We start from the raw sequence: 25,580 nt of genomic DNA on the forward strand, positions 1-25,580 counted from the left end.
ACTCGACGATGGGTGCCGGAGTGACGGCGGGAGGCGGGGACGCGAACGTTCCGGGGTGGTCGCGCTCTGCGGCTTCGAACGCGGCGAGATCGGGGTCGACGATCTTCTCGTCGACGGCGTCTGCCGGTTTGTGGTCCGGCGCATCGGCGGAACCGGGGACATCCGCACCCGCCGCGGCGGCGGCGTCGAGACCGGCGTTCGCGCTGCCGACGACGTCGTCGACGTCAGTCGGCTTCTCGGGCTGGGGAGCGTCGGGGTCACTCATGGGGTGCGCCTCTCATCGGATATGTGCATTGTGAGGGTACCGCCGGGCCGACGGCCGTCGACGCAGGCGTGCCGACGTGTCGGGATACACGCGTCGGCGTCCCCTCGCGAGCCGTCAGGGAAGGGCGTTGCGGAGCGCGGTTCCTGCGAACTCCGCGAGAGTCGGAAGGATCGGGAGGGACAGCCAGACGAGCGCCCCGATGATTCCGGCGCACACGATGCCGGCGAACCAGCTCATCGCCAGATTGCGCCCCGCCACCCGTGCCATGTCTCCACGGTATGGCCCGACCGGGATACTGGCCGGGCGCAACGCCGAGCATGCACGCGGTGTGACGGGGCGTGACTCAGCGAGCGACGCGCCCCCGGAGCCGCCAGAGCAGCCAGAGACCCGACGCCGGGATGAGGAGGAACCCGAGGAGAAGGAGGACGTGCCAGGCACTGAAGCCGGGCAGCAGCGGGTTGTTCACGACCTCATCGGCTGGGGTGCCGGTGCCGGACGAGCTGCCGGTCGAGCTGAACTCCACGAAGCTCATGAACTGCACCAGGAACAACGAGACCGCGCCGAAGACGAACGGCACGATGATCGCGACGACCTTCTCCCACGTCTTCCAGAGGGTGCTGATGCTGACGAGTACCGCGCCGACGAACCAGCCGAGCACCGGGACGAGGAAACCGCCGAAGCTCAGCGTCAGCGCGGCAGCGATCGCGAAACCGCGCGTCGAGGTCGCCGGCGGTCGGGGCGCGGGCGGGGCCGCGACCGGCGCAGCGACCACGATCGCGGGGTTCGCCGGCACCTCGTCCTGCGCCTCCCTCGCGATGGCCACCGGATCACCGAGCCGAGCGATCCGCGCGGCGGTATCCGCGGCGTCGAGGCCCTGCAGCTCTTCGACGATGCCGCCACGGATGTCCGACGCGACGCCGTGCGGGAGCCCGCGCATCGCCTCGTCGAGCCGGGCGAGATACTCCTCGCGCAGTGTGTCTGCTGTCGTCTCTGTCATGGTCGTCCCTCTCCGACTATGCCCGTCACGACACGGGCGAACGGGGTCCACTGCACTCGGAAGCGCTCGAGCTGCTCGGTACCCGACTCGGTGAGCCGGTAGTACTTGCGCACGGGCCCGCTCTCCGACGGCAGGTCGAACGTGCTGACCCAGCCGTTGTCCCGCAGCCGTCCCAGCAGCGGGTAGAGCGTGCCGATGCTGGCGATCAGTCCGGCGCCGGTGAGTGCATCGGCCAGCTGCCAGCCGTACATCGGCTCACGCGCGAGGAGTCCGAGCACGCAGTACTCGACCACCCCTTTGCGCATCTGCGATCCGACGTCAGCTGTCATGCATGACAAGCTACCATGCCATGCACGCTACCGGCGACACCGGCCCCGCGGGTGAACCCCACCGAGGGTCAGCCCTTCGTCGCCCCCGCGGTGAGACCGCCGACGATGTACTTCTGCAGGAAGAGGAACAGGATCATCACCGGGATGGCGGCCATCACCGCACCGGCCGAGAATGCCGACCAGTCCGCGTAGCGCGGATTCGCCACGAGCTTGGTGAGTCCGACGACGAGCGTCTGCTGCTCCACGTCGACGAGCATCACGCTCGCGATCACGTACTCGTTGACCGTGCCGATGAAGGAGAGGAGTCCGACGACGGCGAGGATGGGCGCGACCAGGCGCAGGATGATGGTGAAGAAGATGCGCGCGTGACCGGCGCCGTCGATGCGGGCGGCCTCGTCGATCTCCTTCGGGATCGTGTTGAAGAACCCGTACATCAAGTACGTGTTCACGCCGAGCGCTCCCCCGAGGTACACCAGGATCAGGCCGGTGTGGGTGTTCAGCCCGATGGCGGGGAACCAGTCCCCCAGGGTCGACATGAGCAGGAAGATCGCGACCACGGCGAGCAGCTGCGGGAACATCTGCACGACCACGATCGTGACGAGCCCGACACGGCGACCGGCGAAGCGCATGCGCGAGAACGCATATGCCGCGCAGGCGCCGATGAAAACCGTGACCGCCCCGGTCACGACGGCGATCAGCAGAGTGTTGAGGAACCACGTGCCGTACGGGTTCTGCGGGTCGCTCAGGATGCGGACGTAGCTGTCGATCCCGATCGCGGAGAACAGCTGGTTCGATCCGGTCAGCGTCCCCTTCGGATTCAGCGACGCCGACACGACGTACAGAAGGGGGAACAGGGCGAAGGCGCTCACGACGATCGCGACGACGTGTCGCCATCCGGTATCGGCGAACCAGGCGCCGAAGCTGCGGCGACGCGGGCCGGGTGTGCGCTCATCGGTCTTCGAGGCAGTGGTGGCGGCGGTGGCGGCGGCAGGGCTGGCGGTGCTCATGTCAGTTCAGCTCCTCGAGGGCCTTGGTCTTGCGGAAGCTGATGATCGAGATCGTCGCGACCACGATGAAGATCAGGATGGTGAATGCCGAAGCCAGTCCGTAGTCGCGGGTCTGCCCGGTGAACGCCACCTTGTAGACCATCGAGATCAGGATGTCGGTGTGCCCGACCGGGATCGACACGTCGCTGAAGCGGGGTCCGCCCTTGGTGAGCATGTAGATCAGGTTGAAGTTGTTGAAGTTGAACGCGAAGGACGAGATCAGCAGTGGCGCGACCGTGACGAGCAGCAGCGGCAGTTTGATGCGGCGGAAGACCTGCCACGGGTTCGCGCCGTCCATGACGGCGGCCTCGTTCACGTCCTCCGGGATGCCCTGAAGGGCGCCCATGCAGACGAGGAACATGTAGGGGAATCCGAGCCACAGGTTCACCAGCAGCACCGACACCTTGGCCAGCGTCGGATCCGTGAGCCACGGGATGTCCGCTCCCCCGAAGATGACCTGGTTGATGAAGCCGAAGCTCTCGTTCATCATGCCGGCCCAGACGAGCGCCGACAGGAACGCCGGGAACGCGTACGGGAGGATCAGGATGATCCGGTACCCGTTGCGGAACCGCATCCGGGTGTTGTTGAAGACCAGCGCGAGCAGGAGCCCGAGGAAGAACGTCGTGGCGACCGAGATCAACGCGAACGCGAAGGTCCACAGCGTCACGGCGATGAGCGGTCCGCGGATCGAGGAGTCGGTGACCGCGCGCACGAAGTTGTCGAAGCCGACGGTGGTCTGCCATCCCGGGAGCAGCTGCTCGCCGTCATCGGCGGTGAAGGCTCCCTCGCCGGTGTCGGAGTAGACCGTGCCGGTGGTGGTGTCGGTGATGGTGTCGGCGGCCGCGTCGTACTCGAGCGTCGAGACGTACAGATACCCCTTCTGGCCGTCCGGAGCCCGCAGGGCGCCGTCATTGGGGTCATCGCTGAAGGGAACCGACAGCTTCTCGAGCTCTTCGGAGAGCGTGAACACGGTGGCCAGCGGGAGCGTCGTCCAGCCGTCGACCGCGACGGCCTGTCCGCCCTCGAACTGCGCGTCCACCTCTTCGAGCGGCTGCTCGGCCGTGCCGAGAAGCGCGTCGCCGGAGTCCGGGTCGGTGACCAGGAGACCATAGGTGCCGAACTGTTCGACGACCGTGACCGGATAGGTGGGAGAGTCCTCGACCCGCTCCTGCGCCGACGCGAGGAGCGAGGAGATGGCCTGGTCTTTCGTGCCGTTGTGCCCGGTGCCGTAGTTCGTGAAACCGATGTAGCCGGTGTAGAGCAGGGTGAACACCTGGAACAGGATCAGGAAGATGATGCCCGGCGTGAGGTACTTCGCCGCGATGCGCTTGCGGGAGAAGTAGATGTAGTTGACGAAGACGGCCACCACGACGACGATGCCGAGGATCAGCCATTCCTGGTGGGCGAAGAGCACGAACGCCGCGTACAGCGCGATCGCGTCGACGACGGCCAGCAGGAGGATCTTCAGCAGCATCCAGCCGATCGGGCCGGACGCGGCCTCGGCGATCTTCGCGGCCTGTCGCTGGCGTCGGGTCGGAGGAGCAGTGCGCTCGTCGATGTCTGTCATGTCGTCCTCGTCATGATCCTGCCGGGGCGGACCGGAGCGTCCACCCCGGCCGGGCCAGTGGGTGCTGTTACTTGATCGCGGCGGTCACGTCGTCGACGAGCTTCTGCCACGTCGTCTTCGGGTCCGCGCCGTTGATGATCGCGGCCTCGGCCACGCCCCAGAACTCCCACACCGCGCCCATGGCCGGGATGGCCGGCATCGGCACGGCGTCTTCGCCGACGGCCTGGAAGCCGGCGATGATCGGGTCGGACGCCGCGGTGTCGGCGGCTGCGGTGAGCGCCGGCAGGATGTTGCCGGCCTTGAACAGGTCGAGCTGAACGTCTTCGGTGCCGATGTAGTTGACGAGGAAGTCGTTCGCGGCGACCTTGTTCTTCGACTCGGAACTGACGAAGAAGCCCTTCACGCCGGCGAACGGCGAAGCGGTCTCACCGGTCGGGCTCGGGATCGGGTCGATCGCGACGTTGATGCCGGCGTCGGTTGCGGCGCCCACGTTCCACGGACCGGTCAGCCAGAAGGCTGCCGTGCCGTCGAGGAACTGCTGCTTGGCGATCTCGCCGTCGACGTCGGTGTTCAGCACGCCCGCGGCGCCCTGCACACCCAGCCAGTCGGCGAACGCGAAGCCGCCCTCGCTGCCGAGCTGCAGGTCGGTGGGGTCATAGCTCCCCGAGTCGTCGGTGCCGAAGACCGGAGCACCGAACGCGGTCTGGAACGGGTACAGGTGGTACGGGTTGCCCTCGGTGCCCTGCTCGACGACGAAGGTGCCCTTCGAGACCATGTCGTCGAAGCTGGTGGCTGCAGCCGGGACGAGGTCGGCGTTGCGCAGCACCGCGATGTTCTCGACCGCGTACGGCAGCATGTAGACGGTGCCCTCGTACGTTGCGGCCTGCAGCGCGACGGGAAGGTAGTCCTCCGAGCTGTCGCCGAGCTCGATCGGGGCGACGACGCCGTTGGTGGAGAGCTCCCCCAGCCAGTCGTGCGCACCCATGACGACATCGGGGCCCTTACCGGTCGGGACCTGCTGGATGAAGTCGTCCTTCATGTCGTCGACCGACTTGCCCACGAGCTCGACCTTGACGCCGGTCTTGTCCTCGTAGGAGTCCGCCGCGTCCTGCAGCGCGTCCACGCGCTCGGCATCGACCCAGACGACCAGCTTGCCGCTCCCCTGGGAGTCGGAGGTGTCGTCGCCGCTGGTCCCCGTGGAGCAGCCGGCAAGCGTCAGAGTCGAAACGATGGCGATCGCGCCTGCGGCGGCGATGCCCCTCTTGTTCACCTTCATTGGTGTGTGCCTCTCTCGGTGCTGGTGGCCTGCACAGACTGCAAGCGCTTACAGTATGCATCGAACGCGGTGGCTTTTGCAACGAAGATGAGCGTCGATACCAAGCCGTGACCGGGATGAATGGAGGCAAGGCTTGTGAAAACGCTTCCATGGGACACGAGACGGAGCGCTCGTAGACTGGGGCCATGACGGATCGTTCCCTTCGCGTCGCGCGGACAGCGGCGGGTCTCCTCCTGACACTGTCGGCGATTGCCCTGAGCGGCTGCACCGCGTTCGCCACGAACTACGCCGTGCTGGATCGAGACGCGGAGGCTGCGGACAGCGTGCCGGACGGGGTGGTCGAGCAGGACTCGGGCGACGTCGCTGACCTCTCGTCGGCGCGCTTGGTCGGCGAGCACTCCGGCAGCTCGATCTGGCTGCTGCGGGGCGTCGAGCCGTCGACGGTCTGCGTACTCGCCTACCGCGACGAGGACGAGTGGGGCATGGGCTGCGGCGGGGAGCGGGGCCCGGTGGAGATGAGCGGACCTGCAGGTCACTTCACGACGGTGCCGGACGACTACCCGACTCCCGACGGAGCCACCAGGATCTCCGACAATGTCTACGCGCTCAGCCCCTGAGTAGGATGAAACCATGGCTGACAGCTCATTTGACATCGTCTCGAAGGTGGATCACCAGGAGGCGGAGAACGCCCTGAACCAGGCCCGCAAGGAGATCGAGCAGCGCTACGACTTCAAGGGCACCGGTGCGTCGATCGCCTGGAGCGGCGAAAGCATCCTCATCATCGCGAACACCGAGGAGCGGGCGAAGGCCGTGCTCGACGTGTTCCAGTCCAAGCTCATCAAGCGGGGCATCTCGCTGAAGAGCCTCGAGTCGGGCGACCCGTTCGCCAGCGGCAAGGAGTTCCGCATCGTCTCGACGCTCAAGGACGGCATCTCCTCGGAGAACGCGAAGAAGATCAACAAGATCATCCGCGACGAGGGCCCCAAGGGCGTCAAGAGCCAGATCCAGGGCGACGAACTGCGCGTGCAGTCCAAGAGTCGCGATGACCTGCAGTCGGTCATCGCGCTGCTGAAGGGCGCCGACCTCGATCTCGACCTGCAGTTCATCAACTACCGGTAAGCACCCCTTCTGACCAGGGGTTTTTAGCTCGGAGTCCGCTCAGAGTCCGCACTAGCTAGGACTTCCCCCATGAATGTTGCCGTGGCGGTCCGCGTCTTGTCCTCTGCGGACGGCCACAGGTGGCTGTAGACGTTGAGGGTGATGGACGGCTGAGAGTGCCCCAACGCCCGCTGTACCGTCACCACGTCACAGCCGGACGCGATCAGGTTGGACGCGAACGTGTGGCGGAACGTGTGCAGGGTGACCTCATCATCGAAGCCGATAGCCGACCGGACCCGCCGCCATTCCTCCCCCGCGCTATTGCGGTTGTACAGGTGCCCCATGATGGTGCGGAATACGAACGTGTCAGGGGTCCACTCCCGCACACCTCGCAGCATGTCGATCAGCTCGGCGGGCACGAACACCTCCCGCTCTGAACCGGCCTTGGGCGGCACTACCCGAGTCGAGGGGATCGACGTTCCCTGCACCTGACGACGCACGGCGATAACACTGCGCTCGAAGTCGATATCCCCGACTTGCAGGCCCGCAGCTTCACCGAGCCGCAAGCCGGCGAACACGCACACCGCGACGAACAACCGGAACTCCCCCGCGGACTCGAGTGCTGTCGCCACCTGATCCGCGGTCAGAGTCCGCATCTTCGCCTCACGTTTCCGCTGCCGTGGGGTCTTCACCCTCACCGCAGGGTTACGCGCGATCACCTGGTTATCCACAGCCGCACGAAACGCCATCTGCACGTAGTTGAGCCGGGTGCGGATCGTGGACGCCGCCAGACCGCGCTCAGACTCCCGCGTGACCCACGTCTGCACATCGCCGTGCTTCACATCCCGGATCGCCCGCATACGCCACGGCACCGACTCCACAGCAGTCTTCGCGGCTGTCGTCGTCCCCGGCACCCACACTTGCATAGTGAGCCACCGGGACACCCACTCATCCCACGTCACACGGCCCGCCGTGGGGTCTGCCCACTGCCCTGTGACCATAGCCGCGGTCTGCTCATCTAGCCACTTCTGAGCGGCCTTTTTCGTCTTCTCATGCTTGGAGTGCTCCTTACCGTTCTGATCCCGGTAGCGAGCACGCCACACCCCGTTAGGCCGTTGCTTGACGCTCATGTCTGTTTCGCCTTGGCTTGACGCTTGCCCGGTGCCATCTCCGCGCGCACGGGAATCTCTGACCCGGGATCCGGGGAAACCCCATCCTCATCGGAACTCCTACGCGCATCGGCTACCGCGTTTCTCATCCGCAACGCAAGCAACTGACGGCGAGCCTCATTTCCCGCGTGCAGTGTCGCAAGGTCTCGGATCTGCTCACTGAGCATCTGCTCCGATGTAGATGCCGTCAGCACGGCATCCTTGAGTTGCGCGTCAAGCGCCTTGAGGTCTGCGTCCGCAATCGCATCCTCCGGAAGGTAGTACAACCCCAGCGGAGTAAACCCCAGGCAGTCGGACAGGGCGAAAAGCTCCCCCACGCGAAGAGGACGCTTGCCCGCCTCAATCTTCGCGATCGCTGTCTGGTGAAGGTTGTACCCCCTACTCTTCACCAGTTCAGACAACTGCGCTTGTGATAGCCCTCGCTTCTCGCGGATGCTCTTGATTCTCCCGGCTACCGCGCCCTCTAGGTCGGTCCACGCCGTCTGGACTCTCGCTCGCGCGTCTTCAATCTCATCTGTCACACCTCAACGCTAGAGCAGCGAGCATTAAAATCCAACCCCTACTAGGTTGACCAACAAACTTTCATGCTGTACGCTCAACCTAACAGAGGTTGAATATCGAACCTCGCAGCGAATGGGAGTACGCATGAGTATCACCACAGACGCACCGCAGAAGCGGTTCTACTTCGTGAATGAGGTCGCCGAAATCCTCCGACGATCGGAAGCCTCTTGCCGATGGATGATCCACACCGGCCAGATCAAGACCGGCAAGATCGGCGGGCGCGTCGTCGTATCCGCAGATGAGATTGAACGGATCATCTCGGAGGCGTTCGCGCAGGCCGGGTGACCGTGAGTGGTCCAACTAGTGGCGCTGACAACTCGCGCGACTCCTACCCGCTGACTTACCGCGACCCCACAGGGGAAGCGGCTGTGCGCAACATCATGGGCAGATCCGCACAGGTCACATGGGAAGACGGATTCATTCTCCACCTCACAGCGGCGGACCTGAAACCGCTACTCGCCCAACTCGACTTCCGGATGTCCCGCAAAGGTCACATCTGGGGCCACAAGAAAAAGCCCCCATCCATGAGCGGCAACTCAGATGAGGGCGAAGTCACATCAAAGGAGATTGAGAAATGACTGCTACGACCAGTCTAGCGCAAACCGCTGACATTGACCTCGACGAAGCGATCCGCCTTGCAGTGAAGCTTGAGACCGTCGCATCCGACGACGGGTACACACTCACCGCCTGCGCAATCCTCGCATCCATGCGCGATCTCAAGCGCACAGAAGACCGCAACGCACTCGAAGCGATGCGAGCACTCGAAGATCAGCGTGCAGCCCTCGCGGCGCGTCAGGAAGAAGTGCTCAAGCAACTCCTGTCCGACCTCGACTGGATGGACGTTCCTGTTCACCGGCTCAGCGGCATCGGAGTGCTGAGCATCGTTTCAGACGCCACGTTCGGGGCACGGGTGCACCTGGTCCGCCAGTACGCAGAGGACGGCTACTACGACAACACTTCGGCGCACCTCCTGGACGACTGCGGTTGGTACTGCGGTGGACCCGGCAACACGGTCAAGGGCGGCACGCGGCAGAGATGGCGTTATCACTGCCTGGGTGAGTTCGAGTACATCGGCTCAACCGACACGGACGGACATACGGACTACCTGTTCTCCCCGGTCGCCCCCTAACCCCCACAAGCCCAGTGCCTCTCATCCCGGCCCGATGAGAGGCACTGCTCATTTCAACTGAAGATCCACCCCGAGGGAGGGGCACACCATGACCGACAAACCAAAGGAGACCGCCTTTCAGAAGCGGATGAAGGCATTTCACGAAGCGCAGGAACGTATTGCCATTGCCCGCGATCGGGCCAAAGAGAAGCCGCTCCCGGCTGATGACGACGAATGAGGCGTGGGCGCCGATACCCAACGATCTGTTTCGTCTCGGGTGGACGAAAACAGAACTGCTCGTCTACATCGCGTTGCTGTGTCTGCCGTACCAAAACAACGGCGTAGTCATCGCGGGTCAAGCGGAGATCTCGGCGGGCGCTGGCCTCTCAGTGCGCACGACTCGAGACGTGATTCCACGGCTCAGCGCAGCGGGCGTCATCGTGCAAAAGCAACTGTACGAGGGGATACCGAGCTACTACCGAGTCAACGAACTCCCAAGAGACGGCGGATTCTTCCGACTACCGCGACGGTGGCTGTGGGAAACCCCGCTGACGGCAACCGAACGGATCGTGTACCTCGTGCTGCTTTCTCGTCGAAACAGACGCACGGGAGAGGCCGTCGTGTCGTGGGTCACGATCCTCACCGAAGCGCGCGTGACGCAACGGACGCTGGCCCCCGCGCTCGACGCTCTGAACGCGGCAGGACTCATCACACGAATCCGTCAACCGCGGCACGGCAAACGTCAGGGCATCAACAAGTACCGAGTCCAGCTGCCTACCGAACATGTTCCGAACATGTGACCCAGGCAAAAGGGCACATCAACCCAGGCAAAAGGGCACACTGACCCCGGCAAAAGGGAACGAGTAACAAGACCTCATGACAAGAAACCTATACAAGACAGTAGGAGCGACTGCAAGCAGTAGCTCACGCATGAGCTTTCAGAACCTCCGAGAGAACCGATCAACGGCGAAACAGCGAAGCCTCTTGCGAGACCTCTGGATCATCATCACCGGCAACCTCCCCTCTCCGGAAGTCGAACACGCGTGGTCAGTGCTCACAGTGCGGCAAGCACGCGACCTCATACGGGACTACTACGGCAAGTTCGGGCGAGCAGGCAACTACGACGGCGGACTAGACGAATGCGACCCCGAAGTTGAACACCTGTCGCCCCAAGGGCAAGAGTTCGTCAGATCGGGGTTCGACCCCTACTTCGTCTACGAGCCAGACGACGAAGGAACCACATGAACCGTCCCGTCAGCATCATGCCTGCAACGTGCGTCACTTGTTGGCCGTGGGTTCGCTGGTTTCGCACAGGATCAGGCGCCTGGGTGCGTCAGGAACAACACGAAGCCCACTGCACCGTCTACCCACGAATCCAGAGATCGGAGATGACATGACCATACGCCGAGCAGTTCTCTGCGACCGATGCGACGCCGTATTCGCGTCCACCGAACGACTCGCCAACTACCAACTCCTCGAACAAGCACACCACGACGGCTGGTCATCGACCGTCACCCGAGGCACCTGGACAAACCAGTGCCCAGACCACGAAACCAACTAAAGGAGACACACATGACCCTCGACGCACTCAACAACGAGATCACCGGATACCGAAACAAGGCAGTGACAGAGATCACTCAGTACCGCGATCTGCAGGCGAAGCTCAACAACGATCCGAACCTGACCCCCCAGGGCAAACACGAGGTTCTCGCGGGCGCGCACCGACTCGTCACTGAATCGGTCGCGAAGATCGCCAAGCAGGAAGAAAACGCGATCGCCGCGAAGACCGAATCACTCCAACGAGCACTCGTCGCCAGGATCGGAACCAACGGCGCCGACATCATCGCAATGCGGGACGCAGAAGAACGAGCTGATCGTCTCGACGATGACAAAGAGGCGATGCGGATTATCGAGCGAGCCATCCGTTCTGACGATCGCTCTCTCGCTCATGCAATCATTCGCAAGGCTAACGAGTCTGGTTGGGTTGCCGTCGTCGACAAGGCGGCTGAGGCTTACCCGTCCGCCGGAGAAGCCATCCGTGATGCAGCAGCACTACACCGGTACTCCACCGACATCAGGGAAGGTCTCGTCCGAGCAGCCACCTACTCAGTAGGTGACGCACCCCGCTTCCGCGCCTAACTACTGCGTCGAGCCAGCCCTAAGACCGGGGTGGAGGAGCCACGGGTGCACTCTCCGCCCCGGTTCTAGCCAAGACGGCTACGCAACTCATCAACCTCACGTTCGAGATTCTCCACCAGCTTGATGAGCGTCTCGATCGCGTCACCAGCGTGAGCAAGTCCGACAGCCAACATCCTCTCAGGATGCGGGTCAGTACCGATGTTGCCCAGTGTCATCATCGCCGAACTATGTCCTGTGATCGCACCCGCGATCCCACTCACCTGGCTCTTCGCATTCCGAATACTCATCGGTGCTTCCTCTCGATGCCACAGCGGCACCGTTGTGCACGCTCGATCGAACCTACCTAGCACCGCCGACATTCACTCGAAACCAAAGGAACAGATATGGAAACCAGCGCAGCGTTCACCGAACTCGCCAACATCGTCGACAACCTCGGACACGAGTTCGACACCGCATGGACAATCACCGACCCCGAGCTCACCGGGCAAGCGCTCGAGAACAGGAGGAAAGAAGAGCGCGACTCAGCCCGCGGGACAGCGGTACGCGAAGCGAACGGGATCATCGCCCGCCTCGCCCTCGCCACCGAGGAAGCCACCGCAAGGGCAGAGGCGCACCGCCCGCACCTCGACGTGAACAACTCGGCCGAGCTACAGCGCACAACCGAAACCTGGGTGCACAACATCCGCACCCGCCTCGACGCCGGCAAAGGGTGGCCATCCATCATCGGCGCGGCAACCCGGGACGACGCCCTCGCCATCGAACGCTTCGGGGAAGCATGGGTCACCGCCCGAGCCAAGAGCCCGACAGACGCGTCACTCGAATGGGGCACCATCACCACCGCCCTGCGCGCACGCCACGCAGATCTCGCGACGACAGAGGAAGGACGAGAGGCGATCAACCAGGCAGACAACGCGGCAGCAGACGAAACCACCGCACGCCACATCGCCGCAGCACTCGTCCACGCGCGAAACCGGTCACAGCTCGGAAGCGCATCAATCGCGCTCAAGCTCATCGCAACGCCAATCAACTGACCCAACAAAAGGAGGGTTCCCACGGTCAAACCTGACCCGGGCACCCCCCTCCCGCCCCTTCCTCGGCCCTCCCATAGGTACAGGGCCGATATCTCCCCCACGTTTTTCCACCAGCCCCACCTCACTTAGATCGGAGTTACAGCATGAGTCGCGGACTTGGAAGGTTGCAGTCAGAACTCCTTCGTGAGCTTCGGTCACGGGGCGTTGGGGCAGGCCTCCTGCCAGGCGATAAGGGCGGAAACATGCGGCGCGCAGCGCATCGGCTGGCCGAGCTGGGACTGGTGAGGGTGGGGTATCTGGTCGTATTTGGGCGGCGCCGGCTGGTGATTCGGCTCGTTCGGCGGCCGCCTACAAATCCCGGTGTGTGAAAAGGCCCTATACCGAAGGGAGGGCCGTAAGACGGGGCGGGAGGGTCTCCTGCCCCCTGTTTGTTTCGAAGAGAAGAGAGAACTATGAACCCTTGGGAAATCGTGTCCTGGATTGGTGCGATCGCTGTGGCGGTCCTGATCCTTGGCCTGTTGTACGTGTTCATGAAGAGCCTGTTCAAGCCGTCCGCGCCTGAGCATCCGGTAGATCGGCTTGCCCGCCGGCTGGGTGGGGGTCGCGCGGATGGATGATCTGGATGTTGCTCGCCGGGTGGCAGCGCTGGTGTTGCTGGCGGAGCCCGCTGAACGTGATGACGTGATGCAAACGGAGATCCCCTTGGATCGGTTCGCCCGGGTGCTCGCCCTGATGCCCGGGGTGCTGGCTTCCTACGTGGATTCCATCACCGCCCGGGATCGTCGGCACCGGCTTGCCGTTGAGGGTGTCTTGCGGACGTTCTTGCAGGAAACGAAGTAGCAGTAGAGAAAACAAGTTGTTCGGGTGTCCCGGTCGTTCTGGCCGGGGCACCTGTTTGGTTCGGGGAGATGTCGCCTATCCCCCTGTGGCCTTTGGGCTGTTTGGGGGTGCCGTTATGGCACAGGAAATTGGTGTGGCGTATGTGAGTCTGCTGCCTTCTGGGGCTGGCTTTTCGAAGGCCGTGGATAAGGAGGCGGGGCGCGCGTTTGGCGGCGCTGAGAAGCGTTCTAGGGGCTTCTTCGCGTCGCTCGCGAGTGGTGTGGGAAAGATCGTCGGCGGTGTTGGGCTGCTTGCTGGCACTGTCGGCGCGTTGGCGATCGGTGGCGGCATTTCGCGTGCTCTGAATATTGAGGACGCGACGGCGAAGCTAAAGGGTCTCGGCAACGATACGAAGACCGTCGAGGCGATCATGAAGGACGCTTTGGCGTCTGTGAAGGGTACGGCGTTCGGCCTGGATGCGGCTGCTACGACTGCTGCTTCTGCGGTTGCTGCTGGGATCAAGCCGGGTCAGGAGCTTGAACGGTATCTGCGGCTGACGGCTGATGCGGCGACGATCGCGGGCACGTCGATGGAGGAGATGGGTTCGATCATCAACCAGGTGACCTCTAAGGGTTACGCGGGGATGGAGAACCTGAACAGGTTGACGGAGCGCGGGATTCCGATTCTTCAGTGGCTTGCTGATGAGTATGGTGTCACGGCTGATGAGCTTCAGAAGATGGTGTCCCGCGGTGAGGTCGACGCGGCCACGTTCCGGAGGGTCATCGAAGACAACATCGGGGGTGCGGCGCTCGCATCCGGTGAAACCACTCGTGGGGCGCTGGCGAACCTCGGTGCTGCGATCAGTCGTCTCGGTGCGGCGTTCGCTGGGCCGGCGCTAGGTCTCGCACGTGACTTCTTCGGCGAGCTGACCATCATCGCCGACGGCATCACGTCGCGCGTGCAGCCTGTCATTGAGCGTCTTCAGTCGGCGATCGATGGCATTGATTTCCAGTTCAGCGACAACGTCTTGAACACGCTGGACAGGGTTGTTGCGGGCTTCTCGAACCTCAAGGGCGCGTTCTCGGGGATGGAGGGGCTGACACCGGTCTTCACCGCCCTGGCAGGCGCCATGGCCCCGCTTCTGGCTACCCTTCCGGTCATCGGGCGTTTCCTGCCGGTGATCTCGGGGCCGGTCGGTGCGCTGGTCGGCCTTCTTGCGGGCATGTTCATCGAGTCGGAGGATCTGCAGAACTCGGTGCTCGGACTGGGCGATGCATTCCGTCCACTCGGTGCGATGCTGCAGGATCTCGGCGCGAAAATCGGTCCCGTCCTAGCTGAGGCGCTGTCCGATCTGGGTTCGCAGCTCGCTGACGTTCTTCCCCTGCTTGCTGAGTCACTGATCGACGCGATCATCGAGCTTGCACCACCGCTGACTGATCTTCTGATCGCGTTGATCCCGTTGATCCCGCCGTTGGTTGAGCTTGCTGTTTCTGTGCTGCCTCCGCTGGTCGAGATTCTGAACCTTCTTGTTCCGCTTCTGGCATCTGGTGTCGAGAATCTGACCGGTTGGGCGACGGCATTCGTTGGTGCGATCAGTGTCATGCAAGGCGATATGACGTTCGAGGAGCTTGGGCGTCAGGCGTTGGGCACCACTGGAGATCTTTCTACTTTGTACCGGTTCTTTGTGGACACGGTAAACAACATTGTGGGCGGGTTGTCAGCTTTGCAGGCCAACTGGAATGCGGGTTGGGCGGCGATCACTGGTGTGATTCAGCGGGCTGGTTCGGCGATCGTCGGCGCGGCTGCGAGTATCTGGCAGTTGGTGCCGGCGCAGTTCCGTAGTGGTGTTGAGGCTGCGGTGGCCGTTCTGGCGTCGCTGCCGGGGCGTGCGCGGCAGATTGTCGCAGGTGCCGGTAGTTGGTTGGTGAGTTCTGGCCGCGCGCTGATTCAGGGCTTCATCGATGGCATCAACGGCATGATTGGGAACGTGGGCAGCGCGATCAACAATGTCATGGATTGGGCTGCGGGGTTCTTCCCGCATTCCCCCGCGAAGCGCGGAACGTTCAGCGGAGCTGGGTGGACTGCTGTCGCGGACGGTGGAGCTTCGCTCATGGAGCAGTTCAGTCTCGGTGCCGAGTCATTCCAGCCGGAACTTTCGTTCGCCAACCTCTCCGGTCTTGAGGGTGCTGCCTCTGATGTCAGTACCGGCGATACGTACGTTCAAAACCCGTTCACGGGCGAGTACCTGCTCGCTCACGTCGAGCATGTCGCTGACGCCCGAATCGGCGCGTACGACGACCGGCGAAACATGTGGACCCGTGGCGGCGTTCGCCCGTGAAGAGAACACGCAACGCCGCGCTTCGGTGATGCGTGAGCCCCGCCATCTTGGGGCACCTAGCCAGACCGTACCGATCGTTGAGGCTCCTCCACTGTCCTCTTTTCGGCCGACAGACCCACCGCGTCGACCGCGACACGGTGATAGACCCCCCAACTGGCCTGCGCGCCAGGCGGGGGGTCTCTCTCCTCTTAGAGCACGCGGACCGTCAGCAGCTGCCAGCCCGCGGGCACCTGTGATTCGAGCGCGGCCATGTCCTCGGCTTCGATCTCGCGGGTACCGTCACGGCGCTGGTATCGGCCCTCGACGGAACGCACGGGGGTTCCGTTCGTCATGGTTGGGATCGCCGAGACGAGTTCCCAGCCTTCGGGTGCCTGTGCGGCGAGCTGCGCGCGGACGTCTGCGAGTTCTTCGCCCTTGAGGGTGACCGTGTGGGTCTCGATGGGGCGGATGAGTCCGATGAGCATCAGACCAGCCTAGGCCGGTGAGCGAGAGCCCCGGAGTCCTGTAGTGCTTGTCGTCATCCCGAGGGACGTGTGACACTGGGCCAACAGTGCAGAGAGGCCACACATGATGGAAGACGCAAAGTCATCTCGCTCGATCTTCTTACCGATGGGTATCGCGCTTGGTCTGCTCTCCGGCGCATTCACGTTCAAAGCGGGAGGTGCCCAGTGGATGTGGCAGTCTGAACCGGCGATCGGGGCTCTTTTCGCCCTCGTCGGTGTCAGCTTTCTCGTCGTTCACTTTGTCCGCCGGCATCACCGCTCGCGGCACTGACCTTCCGACCGTCGCTACGGGTGCTGCCGACGTCGTTCGAGGGCCTGGATGCGCAGGTCCAGGGTGGCGATGATGCGCGCTTGGGCTTCGGCGAGGGCGAGCAGTGTGTCGACGAGGTGAGCCATGTTCGCCGATTCGGGGTCGGCTCGCCATTGGATTCCCAGTGCTTGCACCTGGTCGGATGTCGCGTTGAGCCAGTCGACCGCCGTCTCTGGAAGGTTGGGGTCACTCAGTTCCATGACCGGGAGGATACCCTCGCGGCGATCGGGAGTGTGAGTTCGAACGGGCCCCACTCTGCCTCCCCGTCGAGTGGGAGCCAGTCCGGCCTCATAGGAACCATGGTCCTCACCCTGCGGGTCGAGCGCAACGGGTTCACATGACGGTGGTCCCGCCAGGTCTGGGGAACCCTCGGGACCACCCGCCGGTTCAGCTGGGGACATCACCGGCTGTGACCGCTGTAACTCGCGATCTCCGGTCAACGTAGCGTCCGAGGTGCGGCCTGTGCACCCCTTTACGATCCGTCGTGCAGTGGCGTATAGAGAAGTCAGAGCGATAGACGTCTCGTGACTACCTGGGGTCCTTCGGGGGCGGTTCTGGCACGAGATACAGCCCCGACGGGGCGTTCGCGGTGAAGGCCAGGGCGTCGACCCACTCGGTATTGATGGAAAGCCCGCGCGCGGACCTGTATTTGTATACGAGGTTGCTGTTGGACGTCACCCACACCGTCGTCCGGCCACCACCGATGCTCGGGTCTTCCTTCCAGGAGAACGCGAAGGACTCGCCACGCCGCAGCTTCGCGGTGATGACGACTTGGAGATGCGTGAGAGCACGATCTTCAATCTCGACCTTCGATCCGCCGCCATAGATGAACGTGCCCATTCGTTTCCGCCCTTCATCGGTAGCTAGATCCTGCCTGGGTAGCCGCGAGTTCGAAGGCCCCTTGACAGCCGTCGGCGGGAACTCAAAAGCACGGGTCGGACGGCTCGGAACCGTATGCCTCAGCGAGCCCAGACGATATCGTGCAGACATGGGTCACATCCGATACGACGGCGGCAGCGAACCGATACACATCGACGACCGCGCCCTCGCGCACCTCAAGATCGTCATCGCCACGAAGCTGCGCCGTAACGAGAGCTTCACTCTCTCCTGGCGGCACCCTGAAGGCGACCCCGAGGGACGATCCACAATCTGGCTGCACCCATCGATCCCGTTGCGTTTCACGTTCGACGACCCGGAACCACCACAACTGAACGCCAAGTGGATCGAAGATCTCATGCACTCGGCGAGTTCGACCGGCGGTATCCAGCTCGTCGACGAGGTCATGGAATCGTCCACGGAGTAGTTGCGCGAGACACGCGAGAACCCCGGCACGTTAGGGGGAGGTCCGGGGTTCTCGGCCGGCGTCACTTGGAGGGCTTCGCCGGTTGCGTGTGCATGGTACGCGCAACGCACGGCCAACGTACACCTCCAAGAGACCACTGTGAAGGGTGCACCCGTGAACTTAGAGCGCTCCGGCGAGGGTAGGTAGACAGCCCTGACGGCGTTGTCGTATCGTTCGAGGTCAGCGCGGTTACGCGGTAGCGCGGTTCGGGGGAGGTCCCGTTCACCGAGCTGGGGCCTTCCGCCGAGTACATGCGAAAGCTGCACGGAGCGGAAGGCCAACCACTCGCTGCCCGTCTGGTCCTCGAGCGCCACGTCGCTTCCTCACTCGTGGAATGGAGAAGGAGCATGGTGCTATCGGGTGGCCCGATGGACCGCACCGCACTCCCCGAGCGCGCTTACGAGCGGCTACGTGCGGCGATCATTGACGGTGAATTGGAGCCGGGGTCGAAGCTCGGCGTCGGTGAAACTGCCGTAGCCTTCGGCACGTCAAGGGAAACCGTCCGGGCGGCGCTTGAACGGCTCACCCGCGAAGGGCTAGTCGAGACGTATCGCAACATGTTTTCGCGAGTGCCTTTGGTGGACGCCGAGAGCACCCGCAACGCAGTTGACGTCCTCGAGGACGTGTGGACAGGCGCCGTACGCCGTTTCCTGCCTCGGGCGGGCAACGAGGAGATAGCCGTGCTCGGCGGCCTAACGACACAGCTTGCTACGGCTGTAGGCAATCGGGATGTGTCTTCCTTCGCGGAGGCCATGGAAGAGCTAGCGGTGTGCTGCTCGAGAGATGACGCAAGTCCCGACCGCGCCAGCATTGTCCAACTGACTTGTGCTCACGTGCGCCGCTACTGGGTGTTGTCGGATCGGGCGTTCGATTGGGTTGCCGCCGAGACGTTCACCGCGGCAATCAGTAAGGCCTTCCACGCGCGGGACGCCGCTGGAGCTTGCGATGCCATCACCAGATTTCTCAATGTCGCTTGAGCGTGGCACTCAGCCGTCTCTATCGGTCAGCTCCACAGCGTTGCCCCACACCCAGCAGCGGAACGTCTGATCCTCAGCACGAAACTCGATGCCGGCGGCGAGTGGCGTAGAACGCACCAGCTTGGCGTCGACCCGAACCGCTTCAGCACCGAACCTCACCCACGCACGGACACGCTTAGGTCGCGGGTAGATCGTCATCGGCTGCTCCCGCGCGTCAAGCTCACGATCAGACAGCGACTGCAAAGGGCCATGCTTCGCCGCCTCAATGACAGCTCGAGCCTGCGACTGCATGTCACGGTAAGCCGACAACGTCGCACCCGGATTCCCCACGCCGGCACTCCCTTCTCCGGCCAACACCCAGGGTAGCAACCTTCGAACAAGTGTTCTATTCTCTTAACCCATGGACACGCCAACGATCGAACACGTCGCAACCCTATGGATGGCCAACGACATCCCCGCACGGATGATCTACGCCGGCCGACGATGGCGCGTCACGGACACTCCCACACGGCTACGCCACTCCACCTGGACTGTCCCCCTCGACGAACCACACCACGGCCTCTACGGGTGGCGATTCCAAGGAACCGACGACAACGGGACCTCACTCGTATTCGACGTCTACAAGGGCCAAGATGGCTGGCACGTACACCGCACGTACGACTAGTGGGTTCAGAGGTGAGAGTTCGCAGTTTCGATTAGTGAAATAAGGTCGTTCATCTTCTTCTTCAGATCCAATGGCCATGACGTGACTGGCTCCGCGGTAGCGAGCTTCGCGATCGCCACCTTGCTCGGATGAGCTAGGTGGGTTCGTTCCTGTCCGAGCGGATTGACGTAGCGCTCCATGGGGCGGAAGCTCTTGGCTTGAGACCGCAAGCCCGGGCGACCGGGATGTGCCTTGCGGATCGCAGCGTCGAGACGAGTCTGGGGGACGTAGTTCTCGATCGTGTAGCCCGCTGTAATCCACACCATTCCGTGTTCCGGATCGGACTCGATAGCGTCCTTGACGCGAAGTTTCGTCGCATTCAGGCGGGCGCTCGCGTACTTACGATCAGAGTCGATTACGACAGCCACGTAGCGATTGAGTCGCCGCAATGAGATGAACTCGTCCACCTCTTCGCTATCGAGCGGTGACAACTGATTGAGCAGGCTTCCCCCGTAGAACATGATCGAATAGTGGAGCCCCTCAACGAACCGCTTCGGCGCCAGTTGCTCCAGCCAAGCCTTCACATAGATGCGATCGGATGGGCCCTCTACCCAGATCACAGCGTTCGATTGGACAAGATCAGAGGGGCGGTACCCGAGATCGCTCGCAACGCTTGCGTGTTCTTTGCTCGTCCCCGCTCGATGCACGCTAGAGCCAAGCGCAGGTTCGTGCTGAACGTGGAATATGGACCCAATCTGCGAGTCGAGTAAGTGCGCGGAGTGGGTCGCGATGAAGTACTGGTTCGTAGTCCGCTGGGCGAGGTATCGCAGCAACTGGCGCTGTAACAGTGGGTGCATGTGAACCTCCGGCTCTTCAATGCACATCACCGCATTTGTGGTGATCGTGGCTGCCGCCGCCAAGATCACCACCTCATGGACGCCGGTTCCAAGGTTCTCGATCGGCAGCGTCCGTCCGTGCTGGGTTACGTGAATGGTCGAGAGATCGTAGGGAATATCAATCGTTACTGCGGGGTCGTCTAGAACGGTACGCACGAAGTCTTGGATCTCTTGGAACTTCGCTCGCTCGGGTAGGCGGGACGTAGTCGGGTTCTGCAGCTCCGACAACCTCCGCTTGATGCTGGTTCCGTTGAGATCTGGAGAATCCTCATTCTTCTCCGAGATGACCCGCGTGCCTTCGACGTAAACGGCGGTGGGGAGCGGTTGTAGGCCTCCGGCGAAGTGGCGCACGAGCGACATCGCGTTCGCGCGGTCGTCATTGGACCACGAGCCCGTGAGCGTCCGGAGTAGTCCGGACGTGTTTGGCGGTACGCCAGCATCAAGATGAGGCGAACCGTCCCTCTCGATCCACAGGAGGCCAGTGCCTCCCCGCGCCAGAGAAGGATGATTCATGAATTCCTGTACACCGCGTTTCGTGGCGTAGCCGTGTCTCCTCTCCAGCTCATCGAGAGGAATGGAGAGTTCACGACCGAAGAGCACGATGGGCTCGTGCTCGGCTTCTCCGTGCGGGCGGTCGTGCGACCCGGCGGAGGCGGGCCTCCCCAACTGCGAATGCAGCACTCGCAGGATGTTCGACTTGCCCGAGTTGTTCTTGCCGACAATCAAGTTGACGTTGCTCAGCGGCTCGAGCACGGCCAACTTAGAGGAGGGGAAGCTCCGGTATCCCTTGAATGCAAAGCCCTTCAGCATGCAGCCATCATGCCGCATTGCAGGTGGATCTCACCGTGGACTGGAAGTGCGCTATCGGATGATGCGTCGGAACATAGCGACTTTCGTCGTCAGGTTGAGTAGTTGCTGGCGCCGATCGCGGCGAACCAGAAGACCGTCGTCCCGAGAATGATCGCCAGGGTGACGTACCCGAGCACGAATCCGGTGATCGCCTGGCTTCGACCGATCCCCTGCATCCTCACCGACGTGTTGAATCCGAGGTGACCGAAGATGACCGCGAGAACGGCCGGAACGAACCCGAGCAGCGCGGCAACGATGCCGAGAAACGGGACCAGCGCCCATACGCCAACCGCGATGGCGATGATTCCGAGAACCATCGCGCCCACCGCCTGCCCGTTCGATGGGGCGCGCTGAAGCTGGACAATATAAGGCTGCGGGTACTGCGGCGGATAGGTCATTGGTTACCCCTCAGATCGAGCATGTGGGGTTATCGTATCCACAGGGCGGCTCGGCTAAGTCGAATTCTGCATATCGGCCAGTTCAGACCCCAAAACCGCAGGCTCTGACAAGCTGTCCTTGCCGTCCTTTGAATGGGCGTCATAGTGTCCAACCATGAACATCGAGGACACGCTCAGGCAGATCATCCGTGAAGAGTTGGAACGGTTGGAGATTGGCCCGTCAGGTGGACGCCTCGCCTACTCAGTCGCCGAGCTCGCCGCTGCCACTGGTATCTCTTCGCGGCAGATGTACAAGCATGTTGAGCGGCGAGATCTGTCACCGGTCTACTCAGGAACCAAGGTGGTCATACCCGTTGCAGAGGCCGAGCGGTTCCTAGCCTCACTGCCCGACGAGGATCGCGGACCCCTGCTCTAGTCCGCAATCAGTCCGCAAAACATGCTGACATCCCCAACCACACCCAATCCTCCCCCAATCCCTCCCCAGCGGTTTTCCGAGGGAATCAGGGTTTGCCATAAACTCTCAACCAACCTCGCACCGTTCATCAACTACCGCTAGGCGAACCTCCCGCCTGTAAGACGAAAGGCCCCATTCGGCGAAAGACCGAGTGGGGCCTTTCGTCTGCCCGCGGGCGCGACTTCGGTCTTCCGGAGCCGCGCAGTAGGATCGCATACCGGAATACCGGCCCGAGTGGCCAAGACTGGAGAGGTCGCCGACAGCCGTGTGCCCCCACACGCGTCGACAGGCGTAGATCGTGTTGGAAACCGACGCGACCTCATGATGCGGTGGCCCACCCGGGGCGAATCATGGGGATGCTCGGGAAATGAAGGGCAACTGGGGGCAGGTCCATGAGCATTATCGGATCGACGAGTGTCGGCGAGAGCAAGCAGCTTCTGGCCGAAGAGGTGTTCCACCACCTCGGCAGACAGATCATCGAGGGCACGATCGAAGCCGGCGAACGCATCCGCGACGTCGATGTGGCCGAAGAGCTGCACGTGTCACGAACTCCCGTTCGCGAAGCACTTCAGCGTCTGGAGCGGCTGGGGATGGTGACGATGTATCCGAGCCGGTACACCGAGGTGACCGAGGTGACGTCGGAGACGATCGCGCAGTCGCTCGAGTTCGCCGGGTACCAGGCGGCGATAGCCGCCCGGCTGGCCGTGCCGCGCATCAGCGACGCGCAGCGCGATCACGTCGTGCGCCTCGTGGCCGCGATGCACGCGTCCCTCGAACACCCCGAGACGACCTCGGACGCGCGATGGGCGGTGTTCTCGTATCTCGGAGATCGGAGCGGGAACGCGCAGCACCGAACACTGATGGAGGACGCGAGCATGGTTCTGTTCCGCAACCTCCGCGACTGGGTGGTCCCCGTGACGGACCGCGCTCGGATGCGCGACGTGTACATCGCCTTCGCGGGCGCCGTCCGCGACGGCGACGGCGATGAGGCGGAGCGCCTCGTCCGGACGATGTACTACCTGTGACGCGAGATCAGATCGCCGCGCGCCAGCCCGTGACCCAACGCTCGAGGCGTCGGTAGGCGTCCTCGCGCGCGTCGTGGCGCGAGAGGAAGACGTCGTGCAGCGCACCGTCGATGCGCTCCACCGTCACACTCGCCCCGAGCCGCAGCGCCGCGCGCGCGATGTCGTCGACGACGAGCACGGAGTCTGCGCTGGTGAGCTCTTCCGACCACCGCGTCGGGGGCACGAACCGCGCCGAGAGCAACACGCACACCGGAGCCGTGATCCCCAGTCCTGCGGCCACGGCCTTGTGCCCGGAGAGGATCGCATGCAACCAGCCCGCGTACACCGCCATGGTCTGCGCGGGGCGCCAGAGCGGATTCACCTCCATCGGATCATCCGGGTCGGCGACCTCCAGCTGAGCACGGGTGTAGAAGCCCAGGTCGACCTGCGGCGCCGCCTCCATGGGCCGGATGCGAGCCTGCAGCTCCACCATGGGCGCGATCGCCGCCCGCGCCGGCGCGAACTGGAACTCCAGCCACGGGCTGTTCAGGATCACCGCATCCGCCGCACCAGGATGACGAGACGCCCAGAGGCTCAGGACGAGCCCGCCGGTCGAGTGTCCGAGCAGCACCAGACGCCGGGACGACTCGATTCCGCCCTTCCCCCGTCCCATCGCTTCCAGCGCCGCCCCGATGTCCTCGTCGTAGGTGACGAGGTCGGCGACGTAGCCGGGCGTCTGTCCGTCGCGGAGGCTGCGACCGTATTTGCGGAGGTCGAGCGCGAAGAAGCGGGCACCCCGCGAGGTCCAGAAACGCGCGAGCCGTTTCTGGAAGAAGTAGTCCGACCAACCGTGCACGTAGAGCACGTCGACGCCGTCGAGCAACGGCCACCGTCCACGGATGCGGTTCCAGAGGTCCGGCTCGGCCGGGAGCGCGCGCACCAGGGTGGCCACCACCGGACCCTGCTCATCGGTGCCGAGGTCGAGGGTCAGCTGCTGGAACTCATCGCCGAGCACATCCCGGATCCATTCGGTCATGCATTCCTCCCCCGTCGTCGCCAGGCTAGCCGACGAGACCGGGGACGGCGGAGGCGAACCTCCTATTCGCCCCGGGAGACGCGCACCATCTCGTCGCGCGGCACGACCTTGACGCGGGCGCGCTCCTCGGGAGCACCGAGGGAGATCTCGTGCTCGTCGAGACGGTGCCACCCCTCGAGGTCGGTCCAGCGCACGCCGCGCTCGCGCAGCAGCTCGACGACGGCCTCTTCGGAGGGGTCCTCCGGGTGCCACCAGGAGCCCTGGTCGTTGATGATGTGCCGAACGGTCTCCATGGCGTCGGACTTCGTGTGCCCGATCAGACCCACCGGGCCGCGCTTGATCCACCCGGTCGCGTAGATGCCGGAGACCCGCTCGTTGGAGTCCTTCGCGAGCACCTGGCCCTCACGGTTCGGGATGACGCCGTGCTTCTTGTCGAACGGCACACCGGGAAGGGGCGAGCCGAAGTATCCGATCGCACGGTACAGCGCCTGGATCGGCACCTCGCGCAGCTCCCCGGTTCCCACCGCGCCGCCCTGTCCGTCGGGCTGCGTGCGCTCGTAGACGAGTGCCGCGACGCGGCCGTTCTCGTCCTTGCGCACCTCGACAGGGCGCGCCCAGAAATGCAGGTGCAGACGGCGCGAGGCCGTGCCCCCGGCATTGTTCACCGAGTCGCGTTTGCGCCACGACTGCAGGATGCGGTCGATCACCATGACCTGCTTGTTGCTGGCGACCGCATCCTTCGAGGCCTCGTCGTAGTCGAAGTCCTCGTCGTAGACGACCATGTCGACGTCGCGCAGCTCGCCGAGCTCGCGGAGCTCCAGCGGCGTGAACTTCACCTGCGCCGGGCCGCGGCGACCGAAGACGTGCACGTCGGTGATCTCGCTGGCCTTGAGGCCCTCGTAGACATTGGCCGGCACCTCGGTGACGAGCAGATCCTCGGCGTGCTTCGCGAGCATGCGCGCGACGTCGAGCGCCACGTTGCCGTTGCCGAGCACACCGACGGATGCGGCATCCAGCGGCCACTCGCGCGGCACGTCCGGGTGTCCGTCGAACCAGCTGACGTAGTCGGCGGCACCGTAGGAGGCGACCGCATCGATCCCCGGGATCTCCATCGAGGTATCGCGGATCGCGCCGGTCGCGAAGACCACGGCGTTGTAGTGCTTCTTCAGGTCGTCGAGGGTGATGTCCTCACCGAAGCGCACGTTGCCGAACAGGCGGATGTCCCCGCGGTCGAGCACGTCTCGCAGCGCGTTGACGATGCCCTTGATGCGAGGGTGATCGGGGGCGACGCCGTAACGCACGAGTCCGTACGGAGCAGGGAGCTGTTCGAAAAGGTCGATCGAGACGTCGAACTTGCGCTCGGCCTTCAGCAGGATGTCCGCGGCATAGATGCCGGCGGGGCCCGCACCGACGATGGCCAGTCTG

At 63.6% G+C, this 25,580-nt stretch carries 34 protein-coding genes and 1 pseudogene; 18 read left to right on the forward strand and 17 right to left on the reverse strand.

From position 1 onward, the window contains the following. The 7 genes and pseudogenes from ACNPM4_RS06440 to ACNPM4_RS06470 all read right to left on the reverse strand — a co-directional run. Positions 1 to 265: pseudogene (locus ACNPM4_RS06440) on the reverse strand (ABC transporter); the annotation flags it as partial. A gap of 114 nt (positions 266 to 379) precedes the next feature. Next, the gene (locus ACNPM4_RS06445) at positions 380 to 532 is read right to left on the reverse strand and encodes a hypothetical protein (RefSeq protein ID WP_156027125.1); all 153 of its coding nucleotides are present in this window, start codon (positions 530 to 532) and stop codon (positions 380 to 382) included. A gap of 76 nt (positions 533 to 608) precedes the next feature. After that, positions 609 to 1,262 (reverse strand): HAAS signaling domain-containing protein, encoded by a 654-nt coding sequence (locus ACNPM4_RS06450; RefSeq protein WP_029260914.1) that lies wholly within the window; start codon positions 1,260 to 1,262, stop codon positions 609 to 611. Continuing rightward, positions 1,259 to 1,591, reverse strand: a complete 333-nt coding sequence (locus ACNPM4_RS06455; protein WP_029260913.1) for a PadR family transcriptional regulator — start codon at positions 1,589 to 1,591, stop codon at positions 1,259 to 1,261. Before ACNPM4_RS06455 ends, ACNPM4_RS06450 begins: the two co-directional genes overlap by 4 nt. A 68-nt stretch (positions 1,592 to 1,659) precedes the next feature. After that, on the reverse strand, positions 1,660 to 2,598 hold the full coding sequence (locus ACNPM4_RS06460) for a sugar ABC transporter permease (protein WP_448985114.1): 939 nt from the start codon (positions 2,596 to 2,598) through the stop codon (positions 1,660 to 1,662). A 1-nt stretch (position 2,599) separates the two neighbouring features. After that, a complete protein-coding gene (locus ACNPM4_RS06465; protein WP_029260911.1) occupies positions 2,600 to 4,204 on the reverse strand; it encodes an ABC transporter permease subunit in 1,605 nt (534 codons plus the stop codon). A gap of 67 nt (positions 4,205 to 4,271) precedes the next feature. Continuing rightward, positions 4,272 to 5,480, reverse strand: coding sequence for a sugar ABC transporter substrate-binding protein (locus tag ACNPM4_RS06470; RefSeq protein WP_029260910.1), 1,209 nt, complete (start codon positions 5,478 to 5,480; stop codon positions 4,272 to 4,274). Between the two features lie 185 nt (positions 5,481 to 5,665). Between ACNPM4_RS06470 and ACNPM4_RS06475 the strand changes: the two genes are divergently transcribed. Next, positions 5,666 to 6,097 carry a hypothetical protein gene (locus ACNPM4_RS06475; RefSeq protein WP_029260909.1) on the forward strand — a complete coding sequence of 144 codons (432 nt, stop codon included), beginning with the start codon at positions 5,666 to 5,668 and terminating at the stop codon, positions 6,095 to 6,097. Between the two features lie 13 nt (positions 6,098 to 6,110). Continuing rightward, positions 6,111 to 6,599: a YajQ family cyclic di-GMP-binding protein gene (locus ACNPM4_RS06480; protein WP_017829222.1), complete on the forward strand. Its 489-nt coding sequence runs from the start codon at positions 6,111 to 6,113 to the stop codon at positions 6,597 to 6,599. Between the two features lie 23 nt (positions 6,600 to 6,622). On the opposite strand, the gene ACNPM4_RS06485 is transcribed toward ACNPM4_RS06480, so the two are convergent. Both ACNPM4_RS06485 and ACNPM4_RS06490 read right to left on the reverse strand, forming a co-directional pair. Continuing rightward, positions 6,623 to 7,708 carry a tyrosine-type recombinase/integrase gene (locus tag ACNPM4_RS06485; RefSeq protein WP_448985115.1) on the reverse strand — a complete coding sequence of 362 codons (1,086 nt, stop codon included), beginning with the start codon at positions 7,706 to 7,708 and terminating at the stop codon, positions 6,623 to 6,625. After that, positions 7,705 to 8,268: a helix-turn-helix domain-containing protein gene (locus ACNPM4_RS06490; RefSeq protein WP_448985116.1), complete on the reverse strand. Its 564-nt coding sequence runs from the start codon at positions 8,266 to 8,268 to the stop codon at positions 7,705 to 7,707. The genes ACNPM4_RS06485 and ACNPM4_RS06490 overlap by 4 nt, the downstream gene beginning before the upstream one ends. Positions 8,269 to 8,392: 124 nt before the next feature. On the opposite strand from ACNPM4_RS06490, the gene ACNPM4_RS06495 reads away from it, so the two are divergent. The 7 genes from ACNPM4_RS06495 (at position 8,393) to ACNPM4_RS06525 (ending at position 11,555) form a co-directional block, all read left to right on the forward strand. Then, complete coding sequence (locus tag ACNPM4_RS06495) at positions 8,393 to 8,593, forward strand: helix-turn-helix domain-containing protein (protein WP_448985117.1); 201 nt, start codon at positions 8,393 to 8,395, stop codon at positions 8,591 to 8,593. A gap of 83 nt (positions 8,594 to 8,676) precedes the next feature. Further along, entirely contained in the window at positions 8,677 to 8,886 is a 210-nt protein-coding gene (locus ACNPM4_RS06500) for a hypothetical protein (protein ID WP_448985118.1), read from the forward strand. Next, positions 8,883 to 9,437, forward strand: coding sequence for a hypothetical protein (locus ACNPM4_RS06505; RefSeq protein WP_448985119.1), 555 nt, complete (start codon positions 8,883 to 8,885; stop codon positions 9,435 to 9,437). The genes ACNPM4_RS06500 and ACNPM4_RS06505 overlap by 4 nt, the downstream gene beginning before the upstream one ends. Positions 9,438 to 9,525: 88 nt before the next feature. Continuing rightward, the gene (locus ACNPM4_RS06510) at positions 9,526 to 9,654 is read left to right on the forward strand and encodes a hypothetical protein (protein ID WP_448985120.1); all 129 of its coding nucleotides are present in this window, start codon (positions 9,526 to 9,528) and stop codon (positions 9,652 to 9,654) included. Next, complete coding sequence (locus ACNPM4_RS06515) at positions 9,641 to 10,216, forward strand: hypothetical protein (RefSeq protein ID WP_448985121.1); 576 nt, start codon at positions 9,641 to 9,643, stop codon at positions 10,214 to 10,216. The genes ACNPM4_RS06510 and ACNPM4_RS06515 overlap by 14 nt, the downstream gene beginning before the upstream one ends. A 130-nt stretch (positions 10,217 to 10,346) precedes the next feature. Continuing rightward, positions 10,347 to 10,661, forward strand: a complete 315-nt coding sequence (locus tag ACNPM4_RS06520) for a hypothetical protein (RefSeq protein WP_448985122.1) — start codon at positions 10,347 to 10,349, stop codon at positions 10,659 to 10,661. A gap of 327 nt (positions 10,662 to 10,988) precedes the next feature. Beyond that, a complete protein-coding gene (locus ACNPM4_RS06525) occupies positions 10,989 to 11,555 on the forward strand; it encodes a hypothetical protein (protein WP_448985123.1) in 567 nt (188 codons plus the stop codon). A 65-nt stretch (positions 11,556 to 11,620) separates the two neighbouring features. Here ACNPM4_RS06525 and ACNPM4_RS06530 read toward each other — a convergent pair whose 3' ends face one another. Next, on the reverse strand, positions 11,621 to 11,842 hold the full coding sequence (locus tag ACNPM4_RS06530; protein WP_448985124.1) for a hypothetical protein: 222 nt from the start codon (positions 11,840 to 11,842) through the stop codon (positions 11,621 to 11,623). 96 nt (positions 11,843 to 11,938) lie between these two features. Here ACNPM4_RS06530 and ACNPM4_RS06535 point away from each other — a divergent pair, with 96 nt between their 5' ends. From ACNPM4_RS06535 to ACNPM4_RS06545, 3 genes are all read left to right on the forward strand, one after another. Further along, positions 11,939 to 12,586: a hypothetical protein gene (locus ACNPM4_RS06535; protein WP_448985126.1), complete on the forward strand. Its 648-nt coding sequence runs from the start codon at positions 11,939 to 11,941 to the stop codon at positions 12,584 to 12,586. A gap of 609 nt (positions 12,587 to 13,195) precedes the next feature. Beyond that, a complete protein-coding gene (locus tag ACNPM4_RS06540; RefSeq protein WP_448985127.1) occupies positions 13,196 to 13,426 on the forward strand; it encodes a hypothetical protein in 231 nt (76 codons plus the stop codon). Positions 13,427 to 13,541: 115 nt separating this feature from the next. Then, positions 13,542 to 15,743 carry a tape measure protein gene (locus ACNPM4_RS06545; RefSeq protein ID WP_448985128.1) on the forward strand — a complete coding sequence of 734 codons (2,202 nt, stop codon included), beginning with the start codon at positions 13,542 to 13,544 and terminating at the stop codon, positions 15,741 to 15,743. Positions 15,744 to 15,931: 188 nt separating this feature from the next. Here the strand turns inward: ACNPM4_RS06545 and ACNPM4_RS06550 are convergent, their stop codons facing one another. Further along, the gene (locus tag ACNPM4_RS06550) at positions 15,932 to 16,207 is read right to left on the reverse strand and encodes a hypothetical protein (protein ID WP_448985129.1); all 276 of its coding nucleotides are present in this window, start codon (positions 16,205 to 16,207) and stop codon (positions 15,932 to 15,934) included. Between the two features lie 103 nt (positions 16,208 to 16,310). On the opposite strand from ACNPM4_RS06550, the gene ACNPM4_RS06555 reads away from it, so the two are divergent. Continuing rightward, positions 16,311 to 16,517, forward strand: coding sequence for a hypothetical protein (locus ACNPM4_RS06555; protein ID WP_448985130.1), 207 nt, complete (start codon positions 16,311 to 16,313; stop codon positions 16,515 to 16,517). Positions 16,518 to 16,531: 14 nt separating this feature from the next. On the opposite strand, the gene ACNPM4_RS06560 is transcribed toward ACNPM4_RS06555, so the two are convergent. Then, positions 16,532 to 16,756, reverse strand: a complete 225-nt coding sequence (locus tag ACNPM4_RS06560) for a hypothetical protein (RefSeq protein WP_448985132.1) — start codon at positions 16,754 to 16,756, stop codon at positions 16,532 to 16,534. A 328-nt stretch (positions 16,757 to 17,084) separates the two neighbouring features. Then, positions 17,085 to 17,396 carry a DUF7882 family protein gene (locus ACNPM4_RS06565; RefSeq protein WP_448985133.1) on the reverse strand — a complete coding sequence of 104 codons (312 nt, stop codon included), beginning with the start codon at positions 17,394 to 17,396 and terminating at the stop codon, positions 17,085 to 17,087. A 148-nt stretch (positions 17,397 to 17,544) separates the two neighbouring features. On the opposite strand from ACNPM4_RS06565, the gene ACNPM4_RS06570 reads away from it, so the two are divergent. The 3 genes from ACNPM4_RS06570 to ACNPM4_RS06580 all read left to right on the forward strand — a co-directional run bounded on the left by ACNPM4_RS06570 (position 17,545) and on the right by ACNPM4_RS06580 (position 19,539). Further along, entirely contained in the window at positions 17,545 to 17,859 is a 315-nt protein-coding gene (locus tag ACNPM4_RS06570; RefSeq protein ID WP_448985135.1) for a DUF7882 family protein, read from the forward strand. A gap of 407 nt (positions 17,860 to 18,266) precedes the next feature. Further along, on the forward strand, positions 18,267 to 18,875 hold the full coding sequence (locus ACNPM4_RS06575) for a GntR family transcriptional regulator (protein WP_448985137.1): 609 nt from the start codon (positions 18,267 to 18,269) through the stop codon (positions 18,873 to 18,875). Positions 18,876 to 19,275: 400 nt separating this feature from the next. Then, positions 19,276 to 19,539, forward strand: a complete 264-nt coding sequence (locus ACNPM4_RS06580; protein WP_448985138.1) for a hypothetical protein — start codon at positions 19,276 to 19,278, stop codon at positions 19,537 to 19,539. Between the two features lie 5 nt (positions 19,540 to 19,544). On the opposite strand, the gene ACNPM4_RS06585 is transcribed toward ACNPM4_RS06580, so the two are convergent. Then, on the reverse strand, positions 19,545 to 21,224 hold the full coding sequence (locus ACNPM4_RS06585) for an ATP-dependent nuclease (RefSeq protein WP_448985140.1): 1,680 nt from the start codon (positions 21,222 to 21,224) through the stop codon (positions 19,545 to 19,547). Between the two features lie 89 nt (positions 21,225 to 21,313). Then, the gene (locus ACNPM4_RS06590; protein WP_448985141.1) at positions 21,314 to 21,661 is read right to left on the reverse strand and encodes a DUF4190 domain-containing protein; all 348 of its coding nucleotides are present in this window, start codon (positions 21,659 to 21,661) and stop codon (positions 21,314 to 21,316) included. A gap of 154 nt (positions 21,662 to 21,815) precedes the next feature. On the opposite strand from ACNPM4_RS06590, the gene ACNPM4_RS06595 reads away from it, so the two are divergent. Then, entirely contained in the window at positions 21,816 to 22,076 is a 261-nt protein-coding gene (locus ACNPM4_RS06595) for a helix-turn-helix domain-containing protein (RefSeq protein ID WP_448985142.1), read from the forward strand. A gap of 431 nt (positions 22,077 to 22,507) precedes the next feature. Beyond that, positions 22,508 to 23,140 (forward strand): GntR family transcriptional regulator, encoded by a 633-nt coding sequence (locus ACNPM4_RS06600; protein WP_029260908.1) that lies wholly within the window; start codon positions 22,508 to 22,510, stop codon positions 23,138 to 23,140. Positions 23,141 to 23,147: 7 nt separating this feature from the next. Here the strand turns inward: ACNPM4_RS06600 and ACNPM4_RS06605 are convergent, their stop codons facing one another. Further along, positions 23,148 to 24,155, reverse strand: a complete 1,008-nt coding sequence (locus tag ACNPM4_RS06605) for an alpha/beta hydrolase (RefSeq protein ID WP_448985143.1) — start codon at positions 24,153 to 24,155, stop codon at positions 23,148 to 23,150. Positions 24,156 to 24,217: 62 nt separating this feature from the next. Continuing rightward, a partial coding sequence (locus ACNPM4_RS06610) for an FAD-dependent oxidoreductase (RefSeq protein ID WP_448985144.1) occupies positions 24,218 to 25,580 on the reverse strand: 1,363 nt, incomplete at its 5' end.

This window comes from Microbacterium umsixpiens, from assembly GCF_053543675.1.

Bases quoted from the DNA above. Each gene is read 5' to 3' on its own strand.
- ACNPM4_RS06445 (WP_156027125.1), bottom strand. From the start codon at position 532: ATGGCACGGGTGGCGGGGCGCAATCTGGCGATGAGCTGGTTCGCCGGC.
- ACNPM4_RS06450 (WP_029260914.1), bottom strand. From the start codon at position 1,262: ATGACAGAGACGACAGCAGACACACTGCGCGAGGAGTATCTCGCCCGG.
- ACNPM4_RS06455 (WP_029260913.1), bottom strand. From the start codon at position 1,591: ATGACAGCTGACGTCGGATCGCAGATGCGCAAAGGGGTGGTCGAGTAC.
- ACNPM4_RS06460 (WP_448985114.1), bottom strand. From the start codon at position 2,598: ATGAGCACCGCCAGCCCTGCCGCCGCCACCGCCGCCACCACTGCCTCG.
- ACNPM4_RS06465 (WP_029260911.1), bottom strand. From the start codon at position 4,204: ATGACAGACATCGACGAGCGCACTGCTCCTCCGACCCGACGCCAGCGA.
- ACNPM4_RS06470 (WP_029260910.1), bottom strand. From the start codon at position 5,480: ATGAAGGTGAACAAGAGGGGCATCGCCGCCGCAGGCGCGATCGCCATC.
- ACNPM4_RS06475 (WP_029260909.1), top strand. From the start codon at position 5,666: ATGACGGATCGTTCCCTTCGCGTCGCGCGGACAGCGGCGGGTCTCCTC.
- ACNPM4_RS06480 (WP_017829222.1), top strand. From the start codon at position 6,111: ATGGCTGACAGCTCATTTGACATCGTCTCGAAGGTGGATCACCAGGAG.
- ACNPM4_RS06485 (WP_448985115.1), bottom strand. From the start codon at position 7,708: ATGAGCGTCAAGCAACGGCCTAACGGGGTGTGGCGTGCTCGCTACCGG.
- ACNPM4_RS06495 (WP_448985117.1), top strand. From the start codon at position 8,393: ATGAGTATCACCACAGACGCACCGCAGAAGCGGTTCTACTTCGTGAAT.
- ACNPM4_RS06505 (WP_448985119.1), top strand. From the start codon at position 8,883: ATGACTGCTACGACCAGTCTAGCGCAAACCGCTGACATTGACCTCGAC.
- ACNPM4_RS06510 (WP_448985120.1), top strand. From the start codon at position 9,526: ATGACCGACAAACCAAAGGAGACCGCCTTTCAGAAGCGGATGAAGGCA.
- ACNPM4_RS06515 (WP_448985121.1), top strand. From the start codon at position 9,641: ATGACGACGAATGAGGCGTGGGCGCCGATACCCAACGATCTGTTTCGT.
- ACNPM4_RS06520 (WP_448985122.1), top strand. From the start codon at position 10,347: ATGAGCTTTCAGAACCTCCGAGAGAACCGATCAACGGCGAAACAGCGA.
- ACNPM4_RS06525 (WP_448985123.1), top strand. From the start codon at position 10,989: ATGACCCTCGACGCACTCAACAACGAGATCACCGGATACCGAAACAAG.
- ACNPM4_RS06530 (WP_448985124.1), bottom strand. From the start codon at position 11,842: ATGAGTATTCGGAATGCGAAGAGCCAGGTGAGTGGGATCGCGGGTGCG.
- ACNPM4_RS06535 (WP_448985126.1), top strand. From the start codon at position 11,939: ATGGAAACCAGCGCAGCGTTCACCGAACTCGCCAACATCGTCGACAAC.
- ACNPM4_RS06540 (WP_448985127.1), top strand. From the start codon at position 13,196: ATGGATGATCTGGATGTTGCTCGCCGGGTGGCAGCGCTGGTGTTGCTG.
- ACNPM4_RS06545 (WP_448985128.1), top strand. From the start codon at position 13,542: ATGGCACAGGAAATTGGTGTGGCGTATGTGAGTCTGCTGCCTTCTGGG.
- ACNPM4_RS06550 (WP_448985129.1), bottom strand. From the start codon at position 16,207: ATGCTCATCGGACTCATCCGCCCCATCGAGACCCACACGGTCACCCTC.
- ACNPM4_RS06555 (WP_448985130.1), top strand. From the start codon at position 16,311: ATGATGGAAGACGCAAAGTCATCTCGCTCGATCTTCTTACCGATGGGT.
- ACNPM4_RS06560 (WP_448985132.1), bottom strand. From the start codon at position 16,756: ATGGAACTGAGTGACCCCAACCTTCCAGAGACGGCGGTCGACTGGCTC.
- ACNPM4_RS06565 (WP_448985133.1), bottom strand. From the start codon at position 17,396: ATGGGCACGTTCATCTATGGCGGCGGATCGAAGGTCGAGATTGAAGAT.
- ACNPM4_RS06570 (WP_448985135.1), top strand. From the start codon at position 17,545: ATGGGTCACATCCGATACGACGGCGGCAGCGAACCGATACACATCGAC.
- ACNPM4_RS06575 (WP_448985137.1), top strand. From the start codon at position 18,267: ATGGACCGCACCGCACTCCCCGAGCGCGCTTACGAGCGGCTACGTGCG.
- ACNPM4_RS06580 (WP_448985138.1), top strand. From the start codon at position 19,276: ATGGACACGCCAACGATCGAACACGTCGCAACCCTATGGATGGCCAAC.
- ACNPM4_RS06585 (WP_448985140.1), bottom strand. From the start codon at position 21,224: ATGCTGAAGGGCTTTGCATTCAAGGGATACCGGAGCTTCCCCTCCTCT.
- ACNPM4_RS06590 (WP_448985141.1), bottom strand. From the start codon at position 21,661: ATGACCTATCCGCCGCAGTACCCGCAGCCTTATATTGTCCAGCTTCAG.
- ACNPM4_RS06595 (WP_448985142.1), top strand. From the start codon at position 21,816: ATGAACATCGAGGACACGCTCAGGCAGATCATCCGTGAAGAGTTGGAA.
- ACNPM4_RS06600 (WP_029260908.1), top strand. From the start codon at position 22,508: ATGAGCATTATCGGATCGACGAGTGTCGGCGAGAGCAAGCAGCTTCTG.
- ACNPM4_RS06605 (WP_448985143.1), bottom strand. From the start codon at position 24,155: ATGACCGAATGGATCCGGGATGTGCTCGGCGATGAGTTCCAGCAGCTG.